The sequence below is a fragment of the Brevundimonas sp. genome, assembly GCF_029946145.1.
GTDB lineage: Bacteria > Pseudomonadota > Alphaproteobacteria > Caulobacterales > Caulobacteraceae > Brevundimonas.
In genome coordinates, this window is the sequence record NZ_JAQSDY010000027.1 from 143522 (window position 1) to 161957 (window position 18436).

An 18436-nucleotide genomic window follows, 5' to 3' on the forward strand; every position below is an offset into this window, starting at 1 on the left:
GCGGCCCCCGCCCCCTGTGTCCACAACCATAAGGGCGGGGACAACGTGGCTGCAAGCGGAGCTTTATTCGGCCGGTGCGGAGACCAGACCGGCCTGCCGTTTGCGGAACGCGCGTCCGGCGTTGATGGCCATGACAGCCGCCGGAACGGTCAGGGCCGCGCCGATCAGGAACGGCCAGTCGTGGCCGATGCCGGAGAAGATCGCTCCCGCCGCCATTGGTCCGAAGATGCGGGCGCATGAGCTCGCAGCCATGTTCAGACCCAGCATCGCGCCCTGCCGGTCAGGATCGACCGACCGCGAGATCAGGGCCGAGATATTGGGCATGGTGATCGCCATGCCGAAGGCGCCGCACGCCATGACCACCGGCACCAGCGCATCGCCATGTGGCAGAAGCCGGCCGACCAGCACTTGCCCCACCAGGCCCGCGCCGAAAATCAGGCATCCCACGGCCAGCACCCGCGCCTCGCCGAACCGGCGCGCCAGCCGGCCGGCGATCAAGCCTTGGCAGATGGTTGAGACGATGCCGACCGCCATGAAGCTGAGACCCACCTCGCGGGCGCCCCAGCCGTATCGCGCCTCGGTCCAGAAGCCGAAGGTGGATTCCATCCCGGAGAAGCCCGCCATGTAGATCAGGGTGACCAGCAGGACGCGCGAGACCACGGGGTTGGCCACGGCGTCATGGACGCCGCTCAGGAACCGCGGACGCGGGACGGCGGGATCCGCCTTTGCCCGGCTCTCCTTCAGCAAAACCGCGATACCGATCGCGGCCAGCACGCAAAGGCCGGCGGCGACGAAGATCGGCAGCTGATATCCCAGCGTCCCCATGTCCTCGCGGGTCAAAAGGCCGCCCAGTCCCGGCCCGACAATGAAGCCCAGGCCGAAGGCCGCGCCGATCAGACCCATTCGGCCCGCTCGCTGTTCCGGGGGCGTCACGTCGGCGACGTAGCCCTGGACGGTCGAGATATTGCCAGCGCCCAGGCCGGTGAACAGGCGGATGCCGATCGCCAGCCAGATGTTGGGGGCGAAGGCCAGCATCAGGTAGCCAAGGGCGTTGGCGATCACCGTGATCAGCAGCACGGGCTTGCGCCCGATCCGGTCCGACAACCGCCCCCAGAAGGGCTCGGCGAAGAACTGGCCCAGCGAATAGGCCGAGAACATCAGCGCCACCTGCCATGGCGGCGCGTCCAGCGTCTGGCCGTAGAAGGGCAGCAGCGGCACCACGATGCCGAAGCCCACCAGATTGATGAAGACCACGCCGAACAGGACGAACAACGCCGAACGGGAAGCGGCGGGAGCGGAACCGGTTTTGGGCATGGCGCTGACCTTATCCCGAGCCTTGCGGCGGACAAACGAAAACGCCCCGACCGTTTCCGGTCGGGGCGTTCCGAAGTTTTGAACCGACGCGACCTATTTCGGCGCGAGGATCATGATCATCTGGCGGCCTTCCATACGCGGCGCGTATTCGACCTTGGCGATCTCGTCGAAGTCGGCCTGAACCTTGTTCAACAGCTTCATGCCCAGTTCGGGGTGGGCCATTTCGCGACCGCGAAAACGCAGCGTCACCTTGACCTTGTCGCCCTCGTCGAAGAAGCGGTGCATGGCCTTTGCCTTCACCTCATAGTCGTGGACGTCGATGTTGGGGCGGAGCTTGATTTCTTTCAGCTCGACGACCTTCTGGCGCTTGCGCGCCTCGGCCTTCTTCTTCTGCTCCTGGAAGCGGAATTTGCCGTAGTCGAGGATCTTGCAGACCGGCGGCTCTGACGTCGAGACGATCTGAACCAGGTCCATGCCGGCCTCTTCGGCGGCTTCCAGCGCGGCGGACGTCGGCATGACGCCTTGTTTCTCGCCGTTCTGATCAATCAGCAGAACGCGCGGCGCGCGGATATCCTGGTTCATGGGGGGCCCGTCCTTGACGGGCGGTTGGTTCATCGGACGGCGAATGAGCGTCGGTTCCTTGCGTGGAGAAGAAGTAGAGTTCTGACAGGTCGGAGCGCGCGACGGTTCGCCGCGTTCCCCTCCAGCGGCCCTATATGACCGCGAACGCCCTTCGCTTCAAGGTTTGGCGGGGCCGCCGGCGCCGATGAAGGCGGTATGCAGGTCGATCAGGGCGTCGAAGACACGCTCGGTCGTCAGCGCCTCGATCGGCGCGAACTCGCCCCGGGTCTCGTTTGAGGCGGCGGTGCGGGTTTTCGGACCCCAGGGCCCGTACAGCCACCACTCGGTCGGACCGAACAGACCCAGTGTCGGCCGGCCCGCTGCGGCCGCCACATGCATCAGACCGGAATCGTTGCCGACGAACAGCGCCGCCCGGTCGATCGCGGCGGCCGAGGCCAGGATGTCGCCCTTGCCGACGAAGTCGATTCCGCGCTCTCCGGCCGCCGCCAGGGCGGGAGCCGCGGGCGGGTGATCGCCCGGCCCGCCCACCAGCATGAAACGCCAGCCGTCGAAACGTGTATCAGCCTTGAGCATCCCGACCAGCGCGCCCCAGCGATCGGCCGGCCAGCTCTTGCCCGGCTGGTGCGCGATCGGCGCCAGGGCGATGATCGGCCCGGGCCCCGTCGCCAGTTGGGGATCGATCACCGCGGCGGCCTCGGACCGCGCCTGGTCGTCAAGAAAGATTTCCGGGTCCAGCGGCGCCGCTGACCCCATCAGGCGCGAGACCATCTCGACCTTGCGCACGCCGGTTTCCCACGAGCGGTTGTAGACCACTCGCCGTTTCGCCGGGACCAGGTAGCTGAGCGCCGAGCCGCGGATGTCGATGACCAGATCCCAGCGGGTTCCGACCGCCTGTTTCCACAGATCGAGCCAGTGTCCGGCGAACTTCTTCTTGTCGAGGATGATGACCCGATCGACGCCGGGCGCGGCGCGGAACAGGGGCGCCGGGGGCCGGCCGCTGGCGACGGTGATCCGGGCGCCCGGAAGCTGGCGGCCGATCTCGCGGATCACGCCCGACGAGATGACGCAGTCGCCGATGCGATTGGAGGTGACGAACAGAACCCTGGGGGCGGTCGTGGGATCGGGCACGCGCTTTGGCCTTCGCTTCGGTACGCCGGGTTCGCTATCAGTCCGCGACGGTTTTCGCGAGAGGCGGGTCATGAGCGACGGCATTCGGCGGCTGCAACGTCCGGACGGCGAGACCCTCGCCTTTCGACAGGTCGAGGGCGAGGGTCCGACGATCGTCTGGATCGGCGGCTTCCGCTCCGACATGGACGGGACCAAGGCCGTGGCGCTGGACGCGACGGCCCGCGAGCGAGGCTGGAACTACCTCCGCTACGACCATTTCGCTCACGGCCAGTCGACCGGCGACTGGCGGCGGGCCACCATCGGCCGCCGGCGCGAGGACGCCATCGCCCTGATCGACAGCCTCAAGGGGCCGGTCATTCCCGTCGGGTCCTCGATGGGGGGCTGGGTGGCGCTGTTGCTGACGCTGGCCCGGCCGGACCGGGTGGCGGGGCTGACGCTGATCAATCCGGCCCAGGACTTCACCGAGCGGCTGATGTGGCCCGGCCTGGCCGATCACGAGCGGCAGGCCATCCTGCGAGATGGAGAGACGATGATCGCCGAGGAAGGGCTCGGCGAATATGTCCTGACCCTCGCCATGTTCGAAGAGGCGCGGAACTGGCTGATGCTGGACGCGGCCATTCCGGTCGCCGCACCCGTGCATATCCTTCAGGGACGGGCCGACGACGTGGTGCCGTGGCGGCACGCGATCCGTCTGGTCGAACGCCTGACCGGAGGCGATGTCCGGCTGGACCTGATCGAAGGCGGCGACCATCGCCTGTCCGGCCCGGCGGATATCGAGCGGCTGGTCGAGGCGATTGAACGGATGCGCCGTTGAGCGCTTAAATGGAGGTCGCATCCGCAAGGAGACTTCATCATGCGCGTCCTGACCCTCGCTCCCGCCCTGCTTCTGCTGGCCGCAGCCGGTTGCGCCCCGACTCCAGGCGTTGACCGCTACGCTTCCGAACTGCAGCGCCTGGCCGACGATTGCTCCGCCCGGGGCGGCATTCTGGTTCCGACTGGCCAGCAATCCGGTCGGCCTCAGAACGACAACGTCTGCAGGATCACCGGCGGCGCCTCCCGGCTGACCAGCGGCGGTTGAGTCCCGCTAAAGCAGGGCGGTAATCGCCGCCCTCGCGGCCTCGCCCAGATCCGGACGTTTCAGCGCCAGGGCCACATTGGCGCGCAGCAGGCCGATCTTGTCGCCGCAGTCGTGCGTGACACCCTCGTACTCCACGGCCGTGAAGGTCTGCTCCTTCATCAGCCGGGCCATGCCATCGGTCAGCTGGATCTCGCCGCCCGCGCCGCGCGGCTGATTCTCCAGGATGCCGAATATTTCCGGCTGCAGGATGTAGCGGCCAGAGATCGACAGGTTTGACGGCGCCTCGCCGCGCGGCGGCTTTTCGATCATCCCCTTCATCCGGATGTGGCGCCCGTCCCGGTTCTCGGGGTCGACGATGCCGTATTTGTGGGTTTCGGTCTCGGGCACGGCCTCCACGCCTATGACGTTGCCCCCGACCTGGGCATAGACATCGGCCAGCTGCTTCAGCGCGCCCGGCTGGGAATCCACGATCACATCGGGCAGCAGGACGGCGAACGGCTCGTCGCCGATGATGTCACGCGCGCACCATACCGCGTGGCCCAGGCCCAGCGGCTGCATCTGCCGTGTGAAGCTCATTTCGCCGGCCGTCGCCAGTTCGGCGATCATCGCGTCGAGGATGTCCGTCTTGCCCTTGGCCAGAAGCTGGGCCTCGAGTTCGATCTGGTGGTCGAAATAGTCCTCGATCGCCCCCTTCGAGCGGCCGGTGACGAAGACGATGTGCTCGATCCCGGCCTCGCGAGCCTCTTCGACGATGTAGCTGAGGATCGGCCGGTCGACGACGTTCAGCAGTTCCTTCGGCGTGGTCTTGGTGCCGGGCAGGACCCGAGTACCGAGGCCGGCGACGGGCAGGACGGCCTTGCGAAGGCGGCGGCTGTGAGCGGTCATGCGGAATCCTGAACGGCGAGTTGGAGCAGCGTAACGCATTCGCGCCCGGATGCGATCACTCGACAGTTACGGATTTGGCCAGGTTGCGTGGCTGGTCGACGTCCGTGCCCTTCTGAACGGCCGTGTAATAGGCCAGCAGTTGCACCGGGATGGCGTAGATCAGGGGCGCGATCAGCGAGTGACATTCGGGGGCGTCGACGCGCCGGATGCCGGCGCCGTGCGGATCGGGCGCGGACTTCGGCGCGATCATGATGACGGGCCCGCCGCGCGCGGCGACCTCCTGCAGGTTGGAGGCGGTCTTTTCAAACACCTCGTCCAGCGGGGCGAGGGCGACGATCGGCGTGTATTCATCGACGAGGGCGATAGGCCCATGCTTCAACTCGCCAGCGGCGTATCCTTCGGCGTGGATATAGCTGATCTCCTTCAGCTTCAGCGCTCCCTCCATGGCCAGCGGGAACATGGCCCCGCGGCCCAGGAACAGGACGTCGGTAGCCTTGGCGATGTCGTGGGCGACGGCCTTCAGGTCGTCCTCCATGCTCATGGCTTCTGCGATCAGCCGTGGGGCCTCGAACAGGGCCCTGACCAGTTCGGCCTCGCGCGCGGCGTCGATATGGCCGCGCTGGACGCCCGCCGCGACGGCAAGGGCCAGCAGGGCGGCGACCTGGGCCGTGAAGGCCTTGGTCGAGGCGACGCCGATCTCAGGGCCCGCGTGGGTCGGCCACAGATGCCCGGCCTCACGCGCCATCGAGGACGAGTGGACATTCACCAGAGCGGCGGTTTTCAGGCCCTTGGCCTTGCACCACGACAGGCTGGCCAAGGTGTCGGCGGTCTCGCCCGACTGGCTGACGGCGACTGCCAGCGTACCCGGCGTCAGAGCCGGATTGCGGTATCGGAACTCTGACGCGATCTCGACGTCGCAGGGCAGGCCGGCCAGCTTCTCGAACGCATAGCGGCCAATCTGACCGGCGTAAAAGGCGGTGCCGCAGGCCACGATCTGAATGCGGTCGATGGCGGCGAAGTCGGCCGAATCGGTCTTGGCCTTGCCGTTCACGAAGTCCAGGTAGTGGGACAGGGTGTGCTGGACGCTGTCGGGCTGCTCATGGATTTCCTTCTCCATGAAGTGCCGGTACTCGCCCTTCTCCACCAGGGCCGAAGAGGCCGAGACCTGCACGATCGGTCGTTCGACCGCGGCGCCGTCCACGTCGAACATGCGCGCGCCGTTCCGGTCGACTCCGACATAGTCGCCCTCTTCCAGATAGCTGATCTTCTGGGTGAAGGGGCCGACCGCCAGGGCGTCCGAGCCCAGATACATCTCGCCCTCGCCCCAGCCGACGACCAGCGGGCTGCCGCGCCGGGCGCCGAGGATCAGCCCGTCCTCGCCCTCGATCAGCACCGCCAGTGCATAGGCGCCGGTCAGACGGTCCAGAACGGTCTTGAAGGCGACTAGCGGGTCATTGCCGCGGCCCAGTTCGCGATCCAGCAGGTGGGCGACCACCTCGGTGTCGGTCTGACTCTCGAACACGTGGCCATCCCTGGCCAGTTCAGCCTTCAGTTCGGCGAAATTCTCGATGATGCCGTTGTGGACCAGCACGACGCGGCCGGCCTTGTGCGGATGGGCGTTGGCGGTCGTGGGCGCGCCGTGCGTCGCCCAGCGCGTATGCCCGATGCCGATCGTTGCGTTCAGCGGTTCGGCCGCGAGCACGGCCTCGAGCTCGCGAATCTTGCCCTTGGCGCGACGGCGTTCGATGCGCCCATCCACGAGAGCGGCGACACCCGCAGAGTCATAGCCCCGGTATTCCAGCCGCTTCAGGCTGTCGATCAAACGGGGAACCGCCGGGCCTACGCCCGTCACACCGATGATGCCGCACATGGATAAGTCCCTCGGAAATCTGCCTTTCCGCGCTTTGCGCGCGGACGGGTAACGGTCTAAGCCGAGCCCGGCTGTCTGGCGCCGATGTAGGCGACAGGCGCCCCGGTTTGCACCTAAAAAGCGGTTTCGCAAGGTTTCTGCGACCGCGACGAGAGGAAGACGACGCTTGGGCGAGAGACGCTATTTCGGCACCGACGGCATCCGCGGCCGCGCCAACAGCCACCCGATGACGCCTGAAGTGGCGCTGCGGGTCGGGCTGGCGGCGGGGCGGCTGTTCATGTCGTCCGACGACCGCCGGCACCTCGTCGTGATCGGCAAGGACACGCGGCTGTCGGGATACATGATCGAACCGGCTCTGGTGGCGGGTTTCGCCTCGGCGGGCATGGACGTGCTGACCTTCGGGCCGCTGCCAACCCCCGGCGTGGCCATGATGACCCGATCGATGCGGGCCGACATCGGGGTGATGATCTCCGCCTCGCACAACGCCTATCTCGACAACGGCATCAAGCTGTTCGGGCCGGACGGCTACAAACTCTCGGACGCTGTCGAACTGAAGATCGAATCCATGATGGACCAGGCCCTCGACGAGGGTCTTGCGCCGCCGGACAAGCTGGGTCGGGTCAAACGCATTGATGACGCCCAGGCCCGCTACATCGAGATCGCAAAGGCCAGCTTCCCCAAGGGCCTCAGCCTTCAGGGCCTGCGCATCGCCATCGATTGCGCCAACGGCGCCGGCTACAAGGTCGCGCCGACGACCCTCTATGAGCTGGGCGCCGAGGTTTTCCCGGTCGGCGTCGAGCCCAACGGCCTGAACATCAACGCCAACTGCGGTTCGACCTATCCGCAGGCCCTGGCCGAGGCGGTGAAAACCCATCGCGCCGATATCGGCATCGCCCTCGACGGGGACGCCGACCGCGTCATCATCTGCGACGAGAACGGCCAGATCATCGACGGCGACCAGATCATGGCCATGGTGGCGCTCGATTGGGCGAAGCGCGGGCTGCTGGTCGGCGGCGGCGTGGTCGCCACCGTCATGTCCAACCTCGGGATGGAGCGCGCGCTGAACGCCGCCGGCCTGACGCTGGAGCGGACCAAGGTCGGCGACCGCTATGTCATGGAGCGGATGCGTCAGGGCGGCTTCAACATGGGCGGCGAACAGTCGGGCCACATCATCCTGCACGACTATGCCACCACGGGTGACGGCCTGATGTCGGCGCTGCAGGTGCTGGCGGTTCTGGTCGAAAGCGGCCGCGCTATGAGCGACCTGGCCCGCCAGTTCGAGCCGGTGCCGCAGCTTCTGGAGAACGTTCGCTTCACGACGGGCAAGCCGCTGCAGGACGCCGGAGTCAAGGCCGCTGTCGCCGCCGCCGAGGCGCGTCTGGCGGGGGTCGGACGCCTGCTGGTGCGGCCGTCCGGAACCGAGAAACTGATCCGGGTGATGGCCGAGGGCGACGACGCGGCGCTGGTGAAGTCCGTCGTGGCCGACGTGGTCGCCGCGGTGAAGGCGGCGGGCCAGTCCGGCGCGAACTGAGCGGTGGATCAGGACGCGTCCCCGGCGCAGTCTCATCCGATGATTCCCATCCGCCCCCCGGCGCCCGGTCCGTCGCGTGCGGTCAGGATCGTCCTGTCCCTGTTTCCCGGCCTGATCGCCTGTGTGGCAGTCACCGTCGCGGCCATCGCCGTACAGGCGCTGGAGCTGCGGCTGTTCGGACGGGGATGGATCGACGCCATCGTGCTGGCCATCCTGATCGGGGCGGCCGTCCGGTTCGTGTGGACCCCGCCCGCCGGCCTGCGCCCGGGCATAGACTTCAGCGCCCGGACCCTGCTCGAGATCGCGGTGGTGCTGTTGGGCGCCTCGATCAGCGCCGCCACCGTCATGGCCATCGGTCCCGGACTGCTGGCGGGGACGGCCCTGGTCGTCGTGCTCGCCCTGGCCGTCAGTTATGCGCTTGGGCGGCTGCTGCGCCTGCCGCACCGGATGGCGGTGCTGATCGCATGCGGCAACGCCATCTGCGGCAACTCCGCCATCGCGGCGGTGGCGCCGGTGATCGACGCCGACGCCGAAGATGTTTCCGCCGCCATCGCCTTCACCGCCGTCCTCGGAGTCGGAGCGGTGCTCGTCCTCCCGTTGCTGGGCGCGGCGCTGCGGATGAGCGACCTGAACTACGGTGTTCTGGCCGGCCTGACCGTCTATGCCGTGCCCCAGGTTCTGGCCGCAACCATGCCGGTGGGGGCGGTGGCGACCCAGGCCGGGACGCTGATCAAGCTGGTCCGCGTGCTGATGCTGGGTCCGGTCTGCCTGTTCCTGGCCGTCGCCACCGCCCTGGGCCGCGGGTCTGATCGGGGTGTTACCGTTCAGGGAGAGGATGCAGCCGCCCGGTCGCGCCGGATCTCGGTCGGTCAGTTGGTTCCGTGGTTCATCGTCGGCTTTCTGCTGATGATGGCCGCGCGGTCTCTGGGCCTGATCCCCGGCCCGGCCCTGCCGGTCATGGCCCAGGCCGCCACCGCCCTGACGCTGATCTCGATGGCCGCCCTGGGGTTGAGCACCGACGCCCGCGCCGTCGCCCGGTCGGGCGTCCGCATCGCCGCCGTCGTCACCCTGTCGCTGCTGTCACTGATCGGCCTGGCCCTCGGCCTGATCGGGCTGCTCGCCGTCCTCTGAGGATCAGTCCCGCTCGACGCACATGGCCACGCCCATGCCGCCGCCGATGCACAGGGTCGCCAGACCCTTGCTGGCCCCGCGCCGCTTCATCTCGTGCAGCAGGGTCGTCAGGATGCGGGCCCCTGACGCGCCGATGGGGTGGCCGATGGCGATGGCGCCGCCGTTGACGTTGACCTTGTTCGGATCCAGCCCGAGTTCGCGCAGCACGCACAGGCTCTGGGCCGCGAAGGCCTCGTTGGATTCGACGAGGTCCAGGTCAGCGACGGTCCAGCCCGCCTTCTCCAGCGCCTTCCTCGACGCCGGGATCGGGCCCGTGCCCATGACCGCCGGATCCACGCCCGCCGTGGCCGAGGAGACGATCCGCGCCAGGACTTCCAGACCCCGGGCCCTGGCCTCATCCGCGCTCATCAGCACCAGCGCCGCCGCGCCGTCGTTCAGGCCCGAGGCGTTGGCGGCGGTGACCGAACCGTCCTTGTCGAAGGCCGGGCGCAGTTTCTCCATGGCTTCAAGGGTCGCGCCGTGGCGGATGAACTCGTCGGCTGCGACGACGACATCGCCCTTCTTCGAGGCGATGGTCACCGGCACGATCTCGTCGTCGAACCGGCCGGCCTTCTGCGCCGCCTCTGCCTTGTGCTGGCTGGCGACGGCGAAGGCGTCCTGGTCGGCGCGGGTGATCTGGAACTGCCCGGCCACGTTCTCGGCCGTCTGGCCCATGTGATAGCCGTTGAAGGCGTCCCACAGCCCGTCCCGGATCATGGTGTCGATCAGCGACAGGTCGCCCATCTTCTGGCCAGTGCGGAGGTGCTGGGCGTGGGGCGCCTGGCTCATGCTCTCCTGACCGCCGGCGACGACGATCCTGGCGTCGCCCAGAGCAATCTGCTGGGCGCCGATGGCGACGGCGCGCAAGCCGGAGCCGCAGATCTGGTTCAGGCTCCAGGCCGCCGTCTCCTTCGGAATGCCCGCGCCTATCGCCGCCTGCCGGGCCGGTCCCTGACCAGCCGCGGCCTGAAGCACATGGCCGAGGATGACCTCGTCCACGTCGGCGGCGTCGACCCCGGCGCGCTCAAGCGCGGCGCGGATGGCGATCTCGCCCAACTTCGACGCCGGCAGGCTGGACAGGCCGCCGAGGAAGGACCCGACCGGCGTGCGCGCGGCGGAGACGATGACGACGTCAATGGACATGGACGAACCTCTGGAGCAGGCCACGCGCGGGGGAGCGCCGGGCCATGGAAAACGAAACCTCTACGCCCGTCGGGGGCGTTAGGTCGCGGGAAACAAGTCGTGGCGTTTCTGCCGCATCCCGACGCCTTCGTCACCTCCGGCCGCCGCCGTTCACCGTGTAGTCACCGGCCCGCCCCCATATTCACGGGAACAAACAGGGCGAGAAAGGCTTGATGGGGCCATGCTCACGAGACTGAAGAAGGTGTTCGTCAAGGTCTGCGAACCGGACGAACTGGACATGGCCGAGCACTACCGCTCGCCGGCCGAGAAAACGGCCGACCTGGTGGTGCATGTCGTCGGTCTGACGCTGGCCGCCGTCGGCGGGATCGTGCTGGCGGTTCTGGCCGCGCTGTACGTCGGCGTCGGCGCGGTTGCAGCCACCGCGATCTATGCTCTGTGCCTGATCGCCATGCTGACGGTTTCGACCGTCTACAACCAGACCCGGCCCTGCGCCGCCCGGCCCATCCTGCGGCGCATGGACGAGGCCGCGATCTTCCTCATGATCGCCGGCAGCTACACGCCGTTCACGACGCAGCGTTTCGAAGGCGCCTGGTCGATCGGCTTCACCCTGCTGGTCTGGGCGATCGCCCTGGCCGGCGTCGGGGCCAAGCTGGTCGCGCCGCGGATTTCCGACGCCTTCTGGGCCGGCGTCTATGCCCTGTTCGGCTGGCTGGCCGTCATCGCCCTGAAGCCGATGATGGACACCGTCCATCCGATCGCCCTGGTCCTGCTGGTGCTGGGCGGACTGATCTACACCGCCGGGGTGTTCGTCTTCATCAGCCCCGGGGTGAAATTCCGCCGCGCCATCTGGCACGGTTTCGTCGTCACCGGGGCGACCGTCCACTGGGCCGCCGTTCTGGTGGGCGTGGTCCTGGCCCCCGCCGCCGTGGGCATCGGCTAGACATTCCCGTCCGCAGCGCAGCATAGTGCGGCATTGCAACAGGAACGAGGATCGCGCGTGGCTGACAGGAAGTCCGGACCCGGCGAAACCGTCGTCATCAAGAAATACGCCAACCGTCGCCTCTACAATACGGCGACCTCGGCCTATGTGACCCTGGAAGACCTCGCGAAAATGGTGCGCGAGGGGACCGAGTTCGTCGTCTACGACGCCAAGACCAACGACGACCTGACCCGCCAGATCCTGACCCAGATCATCTTCGAGGAAGAAAGCCGGGGCGAGGCCCTGCTGCCGGTCCAGTTCCTGCGCCAGCTGATCGGCTTCTACGGCGGTCAGATGCAGGGCGTCCTGCCCAGCTATCTGGAGATGTCGCTGGACAATTTCAGCCGGCAGCAGGAGCAGATCCGCGGCCAGTTCTCCAAGGCGTTCGGAGCCGCGCCCGGCGCCGGGCTGATGGACGAGGCGGTCAAGCGCAACATGGCCATGTTCAGCGACGCCATGAAGATGTGGCCCGGCTTCGGCGCCCTGACGCCCGGAGCCATGGCGGCAGCCTCGGCCGCGACCGAGCCCAGGGCCGCACCCGCCGCCGATCCGCTGGCGGAAATGCGCCGCCAGATGGACGAGATGCGCAGCCAGATCGACAGGCTGGCCAAGCCTCCCGGCAAGGGCGACTGACATGGGCGACGAGATCCGCGCCGTGGGTCCCGTCGAACGCCGCGACGACCGCCGCTCGGCCGAACGCCGGGCCGCCGAACGCCGGGCCGCCGCCCAGTCCCGGGCGCTGACGGTGACCGATTTCCCGACCGAGCCTGCCGAGCCCCCGGCAAGACCTGCCCCGACGCCGGCGTCGGACGCTTCCGCAGCCGCCTTCGCCGCCCAGATGATCGGTCAGACCGGACAACGGCGCGGCCTGAAGGGGGGCCCGCCGGTGCTGGATGCGGCCCGCTCGGCCTATCTCGGGACCGAGCATTCCGGCGCCGCCGAGCGACGTCCCCGGCCGGGCAAGGCCGAAGACACCGACGTCTGATCCCGCGGCACGGTCCTTGCTGAACGACAGGTCCTCAAGCCTCGTTCGGGACCGCCGCCATGCTGACCTTCATCGCCCGCACCGTCGACGTCGCCGTCGTCGCGCTGATCTTCGTGGCGTTTTCCTGATTTCAAAAACCGGTAGCGGGAGAGGTTTCTCCCTGTCGTCATCCCGGCGGCGCGCGCGAGCGCGAAGCTGTCGGGAACAGGGGTGACCGATACAGCGTGCGTGAACAGATCGCCTTCGGCGCCACTGGGTCCCGACCTTCGCCGGGATGACGACAACGGGGGTGCGACTCGACTCCGGTCCCGCCTTCGCGGGGAGCACGGGTGGGGGAGTGCGCTCAAGCCCTCTCCCAACGGGAGAGGGTCAGGGCAGTCAGCCGCCGCCGGCGAAGTCCAGGTCCTTGCGGGCCGAGATGATGGTGACGATGAAGCCGGCCAGGACGTCCAGCATGACCATGGTCAGGATCAGGAAGAAGGTCGAGGTCGCGAACCCCTTGAACAACAGGAAGGCGACCAGGCAGAAGACGAAGAGAATCATCGACAGGGCGTGATTGACGATCGCCACCTTCTGGCTCGAGGTCGATTTCAGCAGTTCGAAGAACAACATGATCAGCGACAGGAACAGGATCAGGTCGCCGGAGCCGACGTTCCATGCGCTGCCCGACACCATCGGGATCGAGAACAGCGGATCGCGAAGCGCCTGCTCCGCCGCCGCGACACCGCCGGTTCCCACCACGCCGGACAGGATGATGATGGCGTAGAGCACCACCGGGATGAACAGCAACGGGATGGCGATCAGCATGGCGGGCTCCATCGTCGGCGGCGCGCACAACGGCGGCGCTTGTTAACCCTGCATACCCCGGTTCGATCCGTTCAGCTACGCTTCCTCAGAACTCGCTGATCGCGCCCGGGCGGCGCGAGCGGGTTTTCAGCCACATCACGCCGAGCAGATCGGACAGGGAGGCCATCAGCCGTCCCCAGTTGGTGTATTTCGACTGGCCCGTCTCGCGATGCCGATGATCGACGTCCAGATAGAGGTTCTGATAGCCCTCGCGGATCATCAGGGCCGGCAGATAGCGGTGGATGTGATCGAAATAGGGCAGCCGCAGGAAGACGTCGCGCCGGAAGGCCTTGAGCCCGCAGCCGGTGTCGTCGGCGTCGTCGCCCAGCAGCTTCCTGCGGATGCGGTTGGCCCACAGCGAGGCCTGACGCTTGGCGGCCGAATCCTGACGTTTGGCCCGACGGCCGCCGACCAGGGCCACCGAGGACGGCGACGACACGAGCAGATCGGCCAGCTTCGGCGCGTCCGCGGGGGGGTTCTGGCCGTCGCCGTCGAGGGTCACCACGATCGGGGCCCGGGCGGCCAGGACGCCGGTGCGCACCGCCCGGCTCTGGCCCGCGTTCGATCCGTGGCCGAGCACGCGCAGGGCCGGCAGTTCGGCCATCAGGCCGCGCAGTTCGGCCAGGGTGCTGTCCCGCGAGGCGTCGTCGACGAACACCATCTCGTACGACCGTCCGGCGAAGGCCTCGGCGATCTCGCGGGCCAGGGGACCGGCGGCGCCTTCCTCGTTATGGACCGGGACGACGACGGAGATGTCGGGGATGGCTTCGTTCATCCTGGCTCTCTAGCCCGTTTCGGCGGGCTGCGGGAGGTGGGCCCGCCCTGTCTTCACATCCGTGCATCCCCGCGAAGGCGGGGATGCACGGAACAGAGAAAGCTCAAACAATGTGACGCACCGAATGGCCGTGATAGGAAGATGACCATGACGGGCTCCGACTTCGACCGATACATCGCCGGCTGGCGCGGGCCCTTGCTGGCGGCGCTGATCGCCCTGTTCGCCGGCCTGCCGGTGCTGATGCTGTTGCCGCCGCTGGATCGGGACGAGAGCCGCTACGCCCAGGCCACGTCGCAGATGCTCGAGAGCGGCGACTATGTCGATATCCGCTATCAGGACGAGCCGCGCTGGAAGAAGCCGGTCGGCATCTACTGGATGCAGGCCGTGGCCGTGGCGGTGACCTCGAAGGTCGAGAACCGGGACATCGCGCCCTACCGCATTCCCTCGCTGCTGGGCGCCATGCTGGCCGCCGCCGCCTGCGCCTGGGCCGGCGCCGCCATGTTCGGCCAGAGGGCGGGTTTCCTGGCCGGGGCGATCCTCGGGGCCAGCTTCCTGCTGTCGACCGAGGCGGGGATCGCCAAGACCGACGCCATGCTGTGCGGGGCCGTGACCCTGGCCATGGCGGGGCTGGCGCGCATTTATCTGGCGGCGCGGGCCGGGGAGGCGCCGCGAAGACCGTGGAAGCTGGCCTTCTGGCTGGGCCTGGGGCTGTCCATTCTGGTCAAGGGCCCGATCGGCCTGCTGGTCATCGCGCCCGCGATACTGGCCCTGTCGATCTGGGATCGCGACGTATCGTGGCTGAGGCGGCTGGGCTGGGGCTGGGGCCTGCCGCTGGTGGCCCTGATCGTCGGGCCGTGGGCCATCGCCATCACCATCGCCACCGACGGTGGCTTCTGGCGCGAGGCCATCGGGGGCGATCTGGCGCCCAAGGTGGCGGGGGGGGACGAGGGCCATGGGGTCCTGCCCGGCTTCTATCTGCTGATCGCGCCGCTGCTGTTCTTCCCGGCGACCCTGTTGCTGCCCGCCGCCGTCTCGACCGGCTGGAGCCGGCGGGCCGAGCCAGCGATCCGGTTTCTGGTCTGCTGGGTGGTTCCGGCCTGGCTGATCTTCGAGCTGACGCCGACCAAACTGGCCCACTACACCCTGCCGACGTTCGGCGGTCTGGCCCTGCTGGCCGCCGCCGCCGTGATGCGGCCGGTCGGGCGGATCTCGCGCTACGCCGGGGTGGGTCTGACCCTGTTCGCGGGGGGACTGCTGGCCGTCGGCTCGGTGTACCTGCTGACCGAATATGGCAAGTCCACCGCCCAGACTTGGGCGACCCTGACCATCGTCTTCGCCATCATGGCCAGTCTGGTCGGGGCCTTTTTGATGATGCACCGGGCGGCGGTGACGGCCCTGCTGGTGTCGCTGACCCTGGGCGTCATGGCCCATGCCGCCCTCGCCGGCACCTTGCGCCAGCTGCGTCCGCTCGCGGTGGCTCCCCAGCTGGAAAAGGTGCTGGAGCGGGCCGACCTGCATCCGCATCAGGGCCGGGCCGGACCGGTGGCGATCACCAGCTTCCATGAGCCCAGCTTCGTCTTCCTGACCGGCAAGGACACCGAACTGACCGACGCCGAAGGGGCCGCGCGCGCCCTTGCCGAGGGCCGGCCGGCCATCGTCGAGGAAGGCGACGCCGACGCCTTCCGCGACGCGGCCGCACGCCTGGGCGTCACCGGCCGCGCCGTGGGCGTGGTCAACGGCCACAACTATTCCAAGGGCGACGACGTCAGCCTGACCGTCTACGCCCCGCCCGGCATCGCGACCCCGACCGGACCCGGGCCGGCCCGATGAGTCGCCCGATCACCATCGTCGAGGTCGGACCCCGCGACGGCCTGCAGAACGAGACGGCGCTCCTCGAACCCGCCGTCCGCGTCGATCTGATCCGGCGGCTGGAGGCGGCGGGGGCGCGGCGGATCGAGGCGGTCAGCTTCGTCCATCCGAAATATGTGCCGCAGATGGCGGGGGCCGAGGAGGTGATGGCGGCCTTGCCGAAGGAGCCGGGCCGCAGCCGCATCGGCCTGGTGCTGAACGGCAAGGGCTATGACCGGGCGTTGGGAACGGCGGTGGACGAGGTCAATGTGGCCCTGTCGGCCACCGACGGCTTCGGTCTGAAGAACCAGGGCCTGACCGTGGACCAGCAGGTGCAGATGCTGGCGGACATCATGGCCGGACGACAGAACGCCGAAGGGTCGCCGGGCGCGACGCCCTCGCTTTCGGCCACCCTGTCGTGCGTCTGGGGCTGCCCGTTCGACGGCGAGGTGTCGACCGATCAGGTGGCTGAGCTGGTGGGCCGGATCGCGGCGTTGGGAATGGCCGAGATCGCCTTGGCCGACACCATAGGCGTCGGCGATCCGTGGAGCGTGACTCGCAAGGTCGAGGCCGCCCGCAAGGCCGCACCCGACGCCGTTCTACGGCTGCATTTTCACGACACCCGCAATACCGGACTGGCCAACGCCCATGCGGGCGTCGAGGCCGGGGTGGACGTTCTGGACGCGTCCGTGGGCGGCATCGGCGGCTGCCCCTTCGCGCCGGGCGCCACGGGCAATATCGCCACCGAGGACCTGGTCTATATGCTGGAGCGGGCGGGGTATTCGACCGGCTACGACCTCGACGCCCTGATCGGAACCGCGCGCTGGATTGGCGGGAAGATCGGCCGCCCCGCGCCGAGCGCGCTGAGCCGCGCGGGGGGATGGCCGACTTAAGTCGAGGGTGATGGCCGATTTGATCGAAGTCGGGTTGTCTGACGCGCCGATCGGCTAGGGTCCGGCTCGCCGATGGAAACCGCCATGCCGAACGCCTTGTACGCCCAGCGCCTGATGTCCGCGACGGACGCCGCCGCCCTGATCCTCTCCGGCGCCCGGGTGGCGATGGGGCTCGGCTTCTCACAGCCGCCGGCCATTCTCGCCGCCCTGGCGGACCGGGCCCGGGCAGGTCAGGTCGAGGAGGTCAGCCTGTATTATCTGCTATCCACCGGGATCGCCGGCCAGACGGTGCTGACGGACGAGCTGATGGGCCGCATCCGTCCGGTGAGCCTTTTCCACAGCGCCATCGAGCGCGGGCTGGAGGCGCGGGCGCGAGCGGCGGGCCGGCCCAATCCCGTCACCTTCGTCCCCACCAGCTTCCAGCAGACGCCGCGGGTCATGCGCGAGGCGGGGCTCGACACCCTGATCTGCACCGTCTCGCCGATGGACGAGGACGGCTTCTTCAGCTTCGGGATCAACACCGACTACAACAAGCCGGTCAGCGAGCACGCCGGACGGATCATCCTCGAGGTCAATCCGGCGATGCCGCGGGTGTTCGGCGACTGCACGGTGCACATCTCGCGCGTGACGGCCGTGGTCGAGAACCCCACGCCCCTGCTGGAACTGCCGGTGGCCGAGGCGACGCCCAGCGATATCGCCATCGGCGGCCTGATCGCCGACATGATCGAGGACGGCTCGACCCTGCAGATGGGCATCGGGGCCCTGCCGAACGCGGTCTGCGCCGCCTTGCGCGATCGCCGCGACCTGGGTTTGCATACCGAGATGCTGACGCCCGGCCTGGCGCGGCTGATGCAGGATGGGGTGATCACCAACGCCCGCAAGACCCTGCATCCGGGCAAGGGGGTGTTCTCGTTCTGCATGGGCACGCGCGCCACCTATGACTATCTGGACGGCAACCGCGATTTCGAGGCGTATCCGGTCGACTATGTGAACGACCCGGCCGTCATCGCCCGCAACGACCGGATGGTCTCGGTCAACGCCACCCTGCAGGTCGATCTGACCGGGGCCTGCTGTTCGGAGCATCTGAACGGGCGCCAGTTCACGGCCTCGGGCGGTCAGCTGGACTTCGTGCGCGGGGCCTACGCCTCGGCCGGAGGGCGGTCGATCATCGCCTGCCATTCGACGGCGGCCAAGGGGACGGTCTCGCGCATCGTGGCCCGGCTGGCCGGACCGGTGACGGCGCCGCGCAACGACGTGCACATCATCGTCACCGAACACGGCCGGGCCGAGCTCAAGGGCAAGAGCGACGCCCAGCGCGCCCGCACCCTGATCGCCATCGCCGATCCGCGCTTCCGGGAGGAGCTGGAGCGGGCGGCGCGGGAGGCGGGCCTGCTGTAAAACCAGCCCGG

The 18436-nt window shown here is 68.3% G+C and carries 18 protein-coding genes; 10 read left to right on the forward strand and 8 right to left on the reverse strand.

Annotated features, from left to right (window positions below; translation table 11 throughout):
- Nucleotides 1-63: 63 nt before the first annotated feature.
- The 3 genes from PSV23_RS12800 to PSV23_RS12810 all read right to left on the reverse strand — a co-directional run bounded on the left by PSV23_RS12800 (nt 64) and on the right by PSV23_RS12810 (nt 3024).
- Nucleotides 64-1314 (reverse strand): MFS transporter, encoded by a 1251-nt coding sequence (locus tag PSV23_RS12800; RefSeq protein ID WP_300469558.1) that lies wholly within the window; start codon nt 1312-1314, stop codon nt 64-66.
- Nucleotides 1315-1407: 93 nt separating this feature from the next.
- On the reverse strand, nt 1408-1929 hold the full coding sequence (infC, locus tag PSV23_RS12805) for a translation initiation factor IF-3 (RefSeq protein WP_055827440.1): 522 nt from the start codon (nt 1927-1929) through the stop codon (nt 1408-1410).
- Nucleotides 1930-2052: 123 nt separating this feature from the next.
- A complete protein-coding gene (locus tag PSV23_RS12810; protein WP_300469560.1) occupies nt 2053-3024 on the reverse strand; it encodes a glycosyltransferase family 9 protein in 972 nt (323 codons plus the stop codon).
- Between the two features lie 70 nt (nt 3025-3094).
- On the opposite strand from PSV23_RS12810, the gene PSV23_RS12815 reads away from it, so the two are divergent.
- Nucleotides 3095-3838, forward strand: a complete 744-nt coding sequence (locus PSV23_RS12815) for an alpha/beta hydrolase (protein WP_300469563.1) — start codon at nt 3095-3097, stop codon at nt 3836-3838.
- Between the two features lie 39 nt (nt 3839-3877).
- On the forward strand, nt 3878-4102 hold the full coding sequence (locus PSV23_RS12820) for a hypothetical protein (protein ID WP_300469565.1): 225 nt from the start codon (nt 3878-3880) through the stop codon (nt 4100-4102).
- A gap of 6 nt (nt 4103-4108) precedes the next feature.
- Here the strand turns inward: PSV23_RS12820 and galU are convergent, their stop codons facing one another.
- Entirely contained in the window at nt 4109-4987 is an 879-nt protein-coding gene (gene galU, locus PSV23_RS12825; RefSeq protein WP_300469567.1) for a UTP--glucose-1-phosphate uridylyltransferase GalU, read from the reverse strand.
- A gap of 55 nt (nt 4988-5042) precedes the next feature.
- Nucleotides 5043-6857 carry a glutamine--fructose-6-phosphate transaminase (isomerizing) gene (gene glmS / locus PSV23_RS12830; protein WP_300469569.1) on the reverse strand — a complete coding sequence of 605 codons (1815 nt, stop codon included), beginning with the start codon at nt 6855-6857 and terminating at the stop codon, nt 5043-5045.
- Nucleotides 6858-7023: 166 nt separating this feature from the next.
- Here glmS and glmM point away from each other — a divergent pair, with 166 nt between their 5' ends.
- Both glmM and PSV23_RS12840 read left to right on the forward strand, forming a co-directional pair.
- Nucleotides 7024-8388: a phosphoglucosamine mutase gene (gene glmM, locus PSV23_RS12835; protein WP_300469571.1), complete on the forward strand. Its 1365-nt coding sequence runs from the start codon at nt 7024-7026 to the stop codon at nt 8386-8388.
- A gap of 39 nt (nt 8389-8427) precedes the next feature.
- Nucleotides 8428-9519: a YeiH family protein gene (locus PSV23_RS12840; protein WP_300469573.1), complete on the forward strand. Its 1092-nt coding sequence runs from the start codon at nt 8428-8430 to the stop codon at nt 9517-9519.
- A 3-nt stretch (nt 9520-9522) separates the two neighbouring features.
- Here PSV23_RS12840 and PSV23_RS12845 read toward each other — a convergent pair whose 3' ends face one another.
- A complete protein-coding gene (locus tag PSV23_RS12845) occupies nt 9523-10701 on the reverse strand; it encodes an acetyl-CoA C-acetyltransferase (RefSeq protein ID WP_300469575.1) in 1179 nt (392 codons plus the stop codon).
- Between the two features lie 220 nt (nt 10702-10921).
- Between PSV23_RS12845 and PSV23_RS12850 the strand changes: the two genes are divergently transcribed.
- The 3 genes from PSV23_RS12850 to PSV23_RS12860 are packed head-to-tail and all read left to right on the forward strand — an operon-like array spanning nt 10922 to nt 12665.
- Nucleotides 10922-11641, forward strand: a complete 720-nt coding sequence (locus tag PSV23_RS12850; RefSeq protein WP_300469577.1) for a hemolysin III family protein — start codon at nt 10922-10924, stop codon at nt 11639-11641.
- Nucleotides 11642-11698: 57 nt separating this feature from the next.
- Nucleotides 11699-12313 carry a polyhydroxyalkanoate synthesis repressor PhaR gene (phaR, locus tag PSV23_RS12855; protein WP_300469580.1) on the forward strand — a complete coding sequence of 205 codons (615 nt, stop codon included), beginning with the start codon at nt 11699-11701 and terminating at the stop codon, nt 12311-12313.
- Nucleotide 12314: 1 nt separating this feature from the next.
- Nucleotides 12315-12665 (forward strand): hypothetical protein, encoded by a 351-nt coding sequence (locus PSV23_RS12860; protein WP_300469582.1) that lies wholly within the window; start codon nt 12315-12317, stop codon nt 12663-12665.
- A 378-nt stretch (nt 12666-13043) separates the two neighbouring features.
- On the opposite strand, the gene PSV23_RS12865 is transcribed toward PSV23_RS12860, so the two are convergent.
- Nucleotides 13044-13472, reverse strand: coding sequence for a hypothetical protein (locus tag PSV23_RS12865; protein ID WP_300469585.1), 429 nt, complete (start codon nt 13470-13472; stop codon nt 13044-13046).
- An 85-nt stretch (nt 13473-13557) separates the two neighbouring features.
- A complete protein-coding gene (locus PSV23_RS12870; RefSeq protein WP_300469587.1) occupies nt 13558-14286 on the reverse strand; it encodes a glycosyltransferase family 2 protein in 729 nt (242 codons plus the stop codon).
- 147 nt (nt 14287-14433) lie between these two features.
- Between PSV23_RS12870 and PSV23_RS12875 the strand changes: the two genes are divergently transcribed.
- The 3 genes from PSV23_RS12875 (at nt 14434) to PSV23_RS12885 (ending at nt 18425) form a co-directional block, all read left to right on the forward strand.
- Nucleotides 14434-16116 (forward strand): ArnT family glycosyltransferase, encoded by a 1683-nt coding sequence (locus PSV23_RS12875; RefSeq protein WP_370461073.1) that lies wholly within the window; start codon nt 14434-14436, stop codon nt 16114-16116.
- On the forward strand, nt 16113-17027 hold the full coding sequence (locus PSV23_RS12880) for a hydroxymethylglutaryl-CoA lyase (protein ID WP_300469592.1): 915 nt from the start codon (nt 16113-16115) through the stop codon (nt 17025-17027). Before PSV23_RS12875 ends, PSV23_RS12880 begins: the two co-directional genes overlap by 4 nt.
- Nucleotides 17028-17111: 84 nt before the next feature.
- Entirely contained in the window at nt 17112-18425 is a 1314-nt protein-coding gene (locus PSV23_RS12885) for an acetyl-CoA hydrolase/transferase family protein (RefSeq protein ID WP_300469594.1), read from the forward strand.
- Nucleotides 18426-18436 lie beyond the last annotated feature (11 nt).

Coding starts and splice junctions, on each gene's coding strand:
- PSV23_RS12800 (WP_300469558.1), bottom strand. CDS start 1,314: ATGCCCAAAACCGGTTCCGCTCCCGCCGCTTCCCGTTCGGCGTTGTTC.
- infC (WP_055827440.1), bottom strand. CDS start 1,929: ATGAACCAACCGCCCGTCAAGGACGGGCCCCCCATGAACCAGGATATC.
- PSV23_RS12815 (WP_300469563.1), top strand. CDS start 3,095: ATGAGCGACGGCATTCGGCGGCTGCAACGTCCGGACGGCGAGACCCTC.
- PSV23_RS12820 (WP_300469565.1), top strand. CDS start 3,878: ATGCGCGTCCTGACCCTCGCTCCCGCCCTGCTTCTGCTGGCCGCAGCC.
- galU (WP_300469567.1), bottom strand. CDS start 4,987: ATGACCGCTCACAGCCGCCGCCTTCGCAAGGCCGTCCTGCCCGTCGCC.
- glmS (WP_300469569.1), bottom strand. CDS start 6,857: ATGTGCGGCATCATCGGTGTGACGGGCGTAGGCCCGGCGGTTCCCCGT.
- PSV23_RS12840 (WP_300469573.1), top strand. CDS start 8,428: ATGATTCCCATCCGCCCCCCGGCGCCCGGTCCGTCGCGTGCGGTCAGG.
- PSV23_RS12845 (WP_300469575.1), bottom strand. CDS start 10,701: ATGTCCATTGACGTCGTCATCGTCTCCGCCGCGCGCACGCCGGTCGGG.
- PSV23_RS12850 (WP_300469577.1), top strand. CDS start 10,922: ATGCTCACGAGACTGAAGAAGGTGTTCGTCAAGGTCTGCGAACCGGAC.
- PSV23_RS12860 (WP_300469582.1), top strand. CDS start 12,315: ATGGGCGACGAGATCCGCGCCGTGGGTCCCGTCGAACGCCGCGACGAC.
- PSV23_RS12865 (WP_300469585.1), bottom strand. CDS start 13,472: ATGCTGATCGCCATCCCGTTGCTGTTCATCCCGGTGGTGCTCTACGCC.
- PSV23_RS12870 (WP_300469587.1), bottom strand. CDS start 14,286: ATGAACGAAGCCATCCCCGACATCTCCGTCGTCGTCCCGGTCCATAAC.
- PSV23_RS12875 (WP_370461073.1), top strand. CDS start 14,434: ATGACGGGCTCCGACTTCGACCGATACATCGCCGGCTGGCGCGGGCCC.
- PSV23_RS12880 (WP_300469592.1), top strand. CDS start 16,113: ATGAGTCGCCCGATCACCATCGTCGAGGTCGGACCCCGCGACGGCCTG.
- PSV23_RS12885 (WP_300469594.1), top strand. CDS start 17,112: ATGCCGAACGCCTTGTACGCCCAGCGCCTGATGTCCGCGACGGACGCC.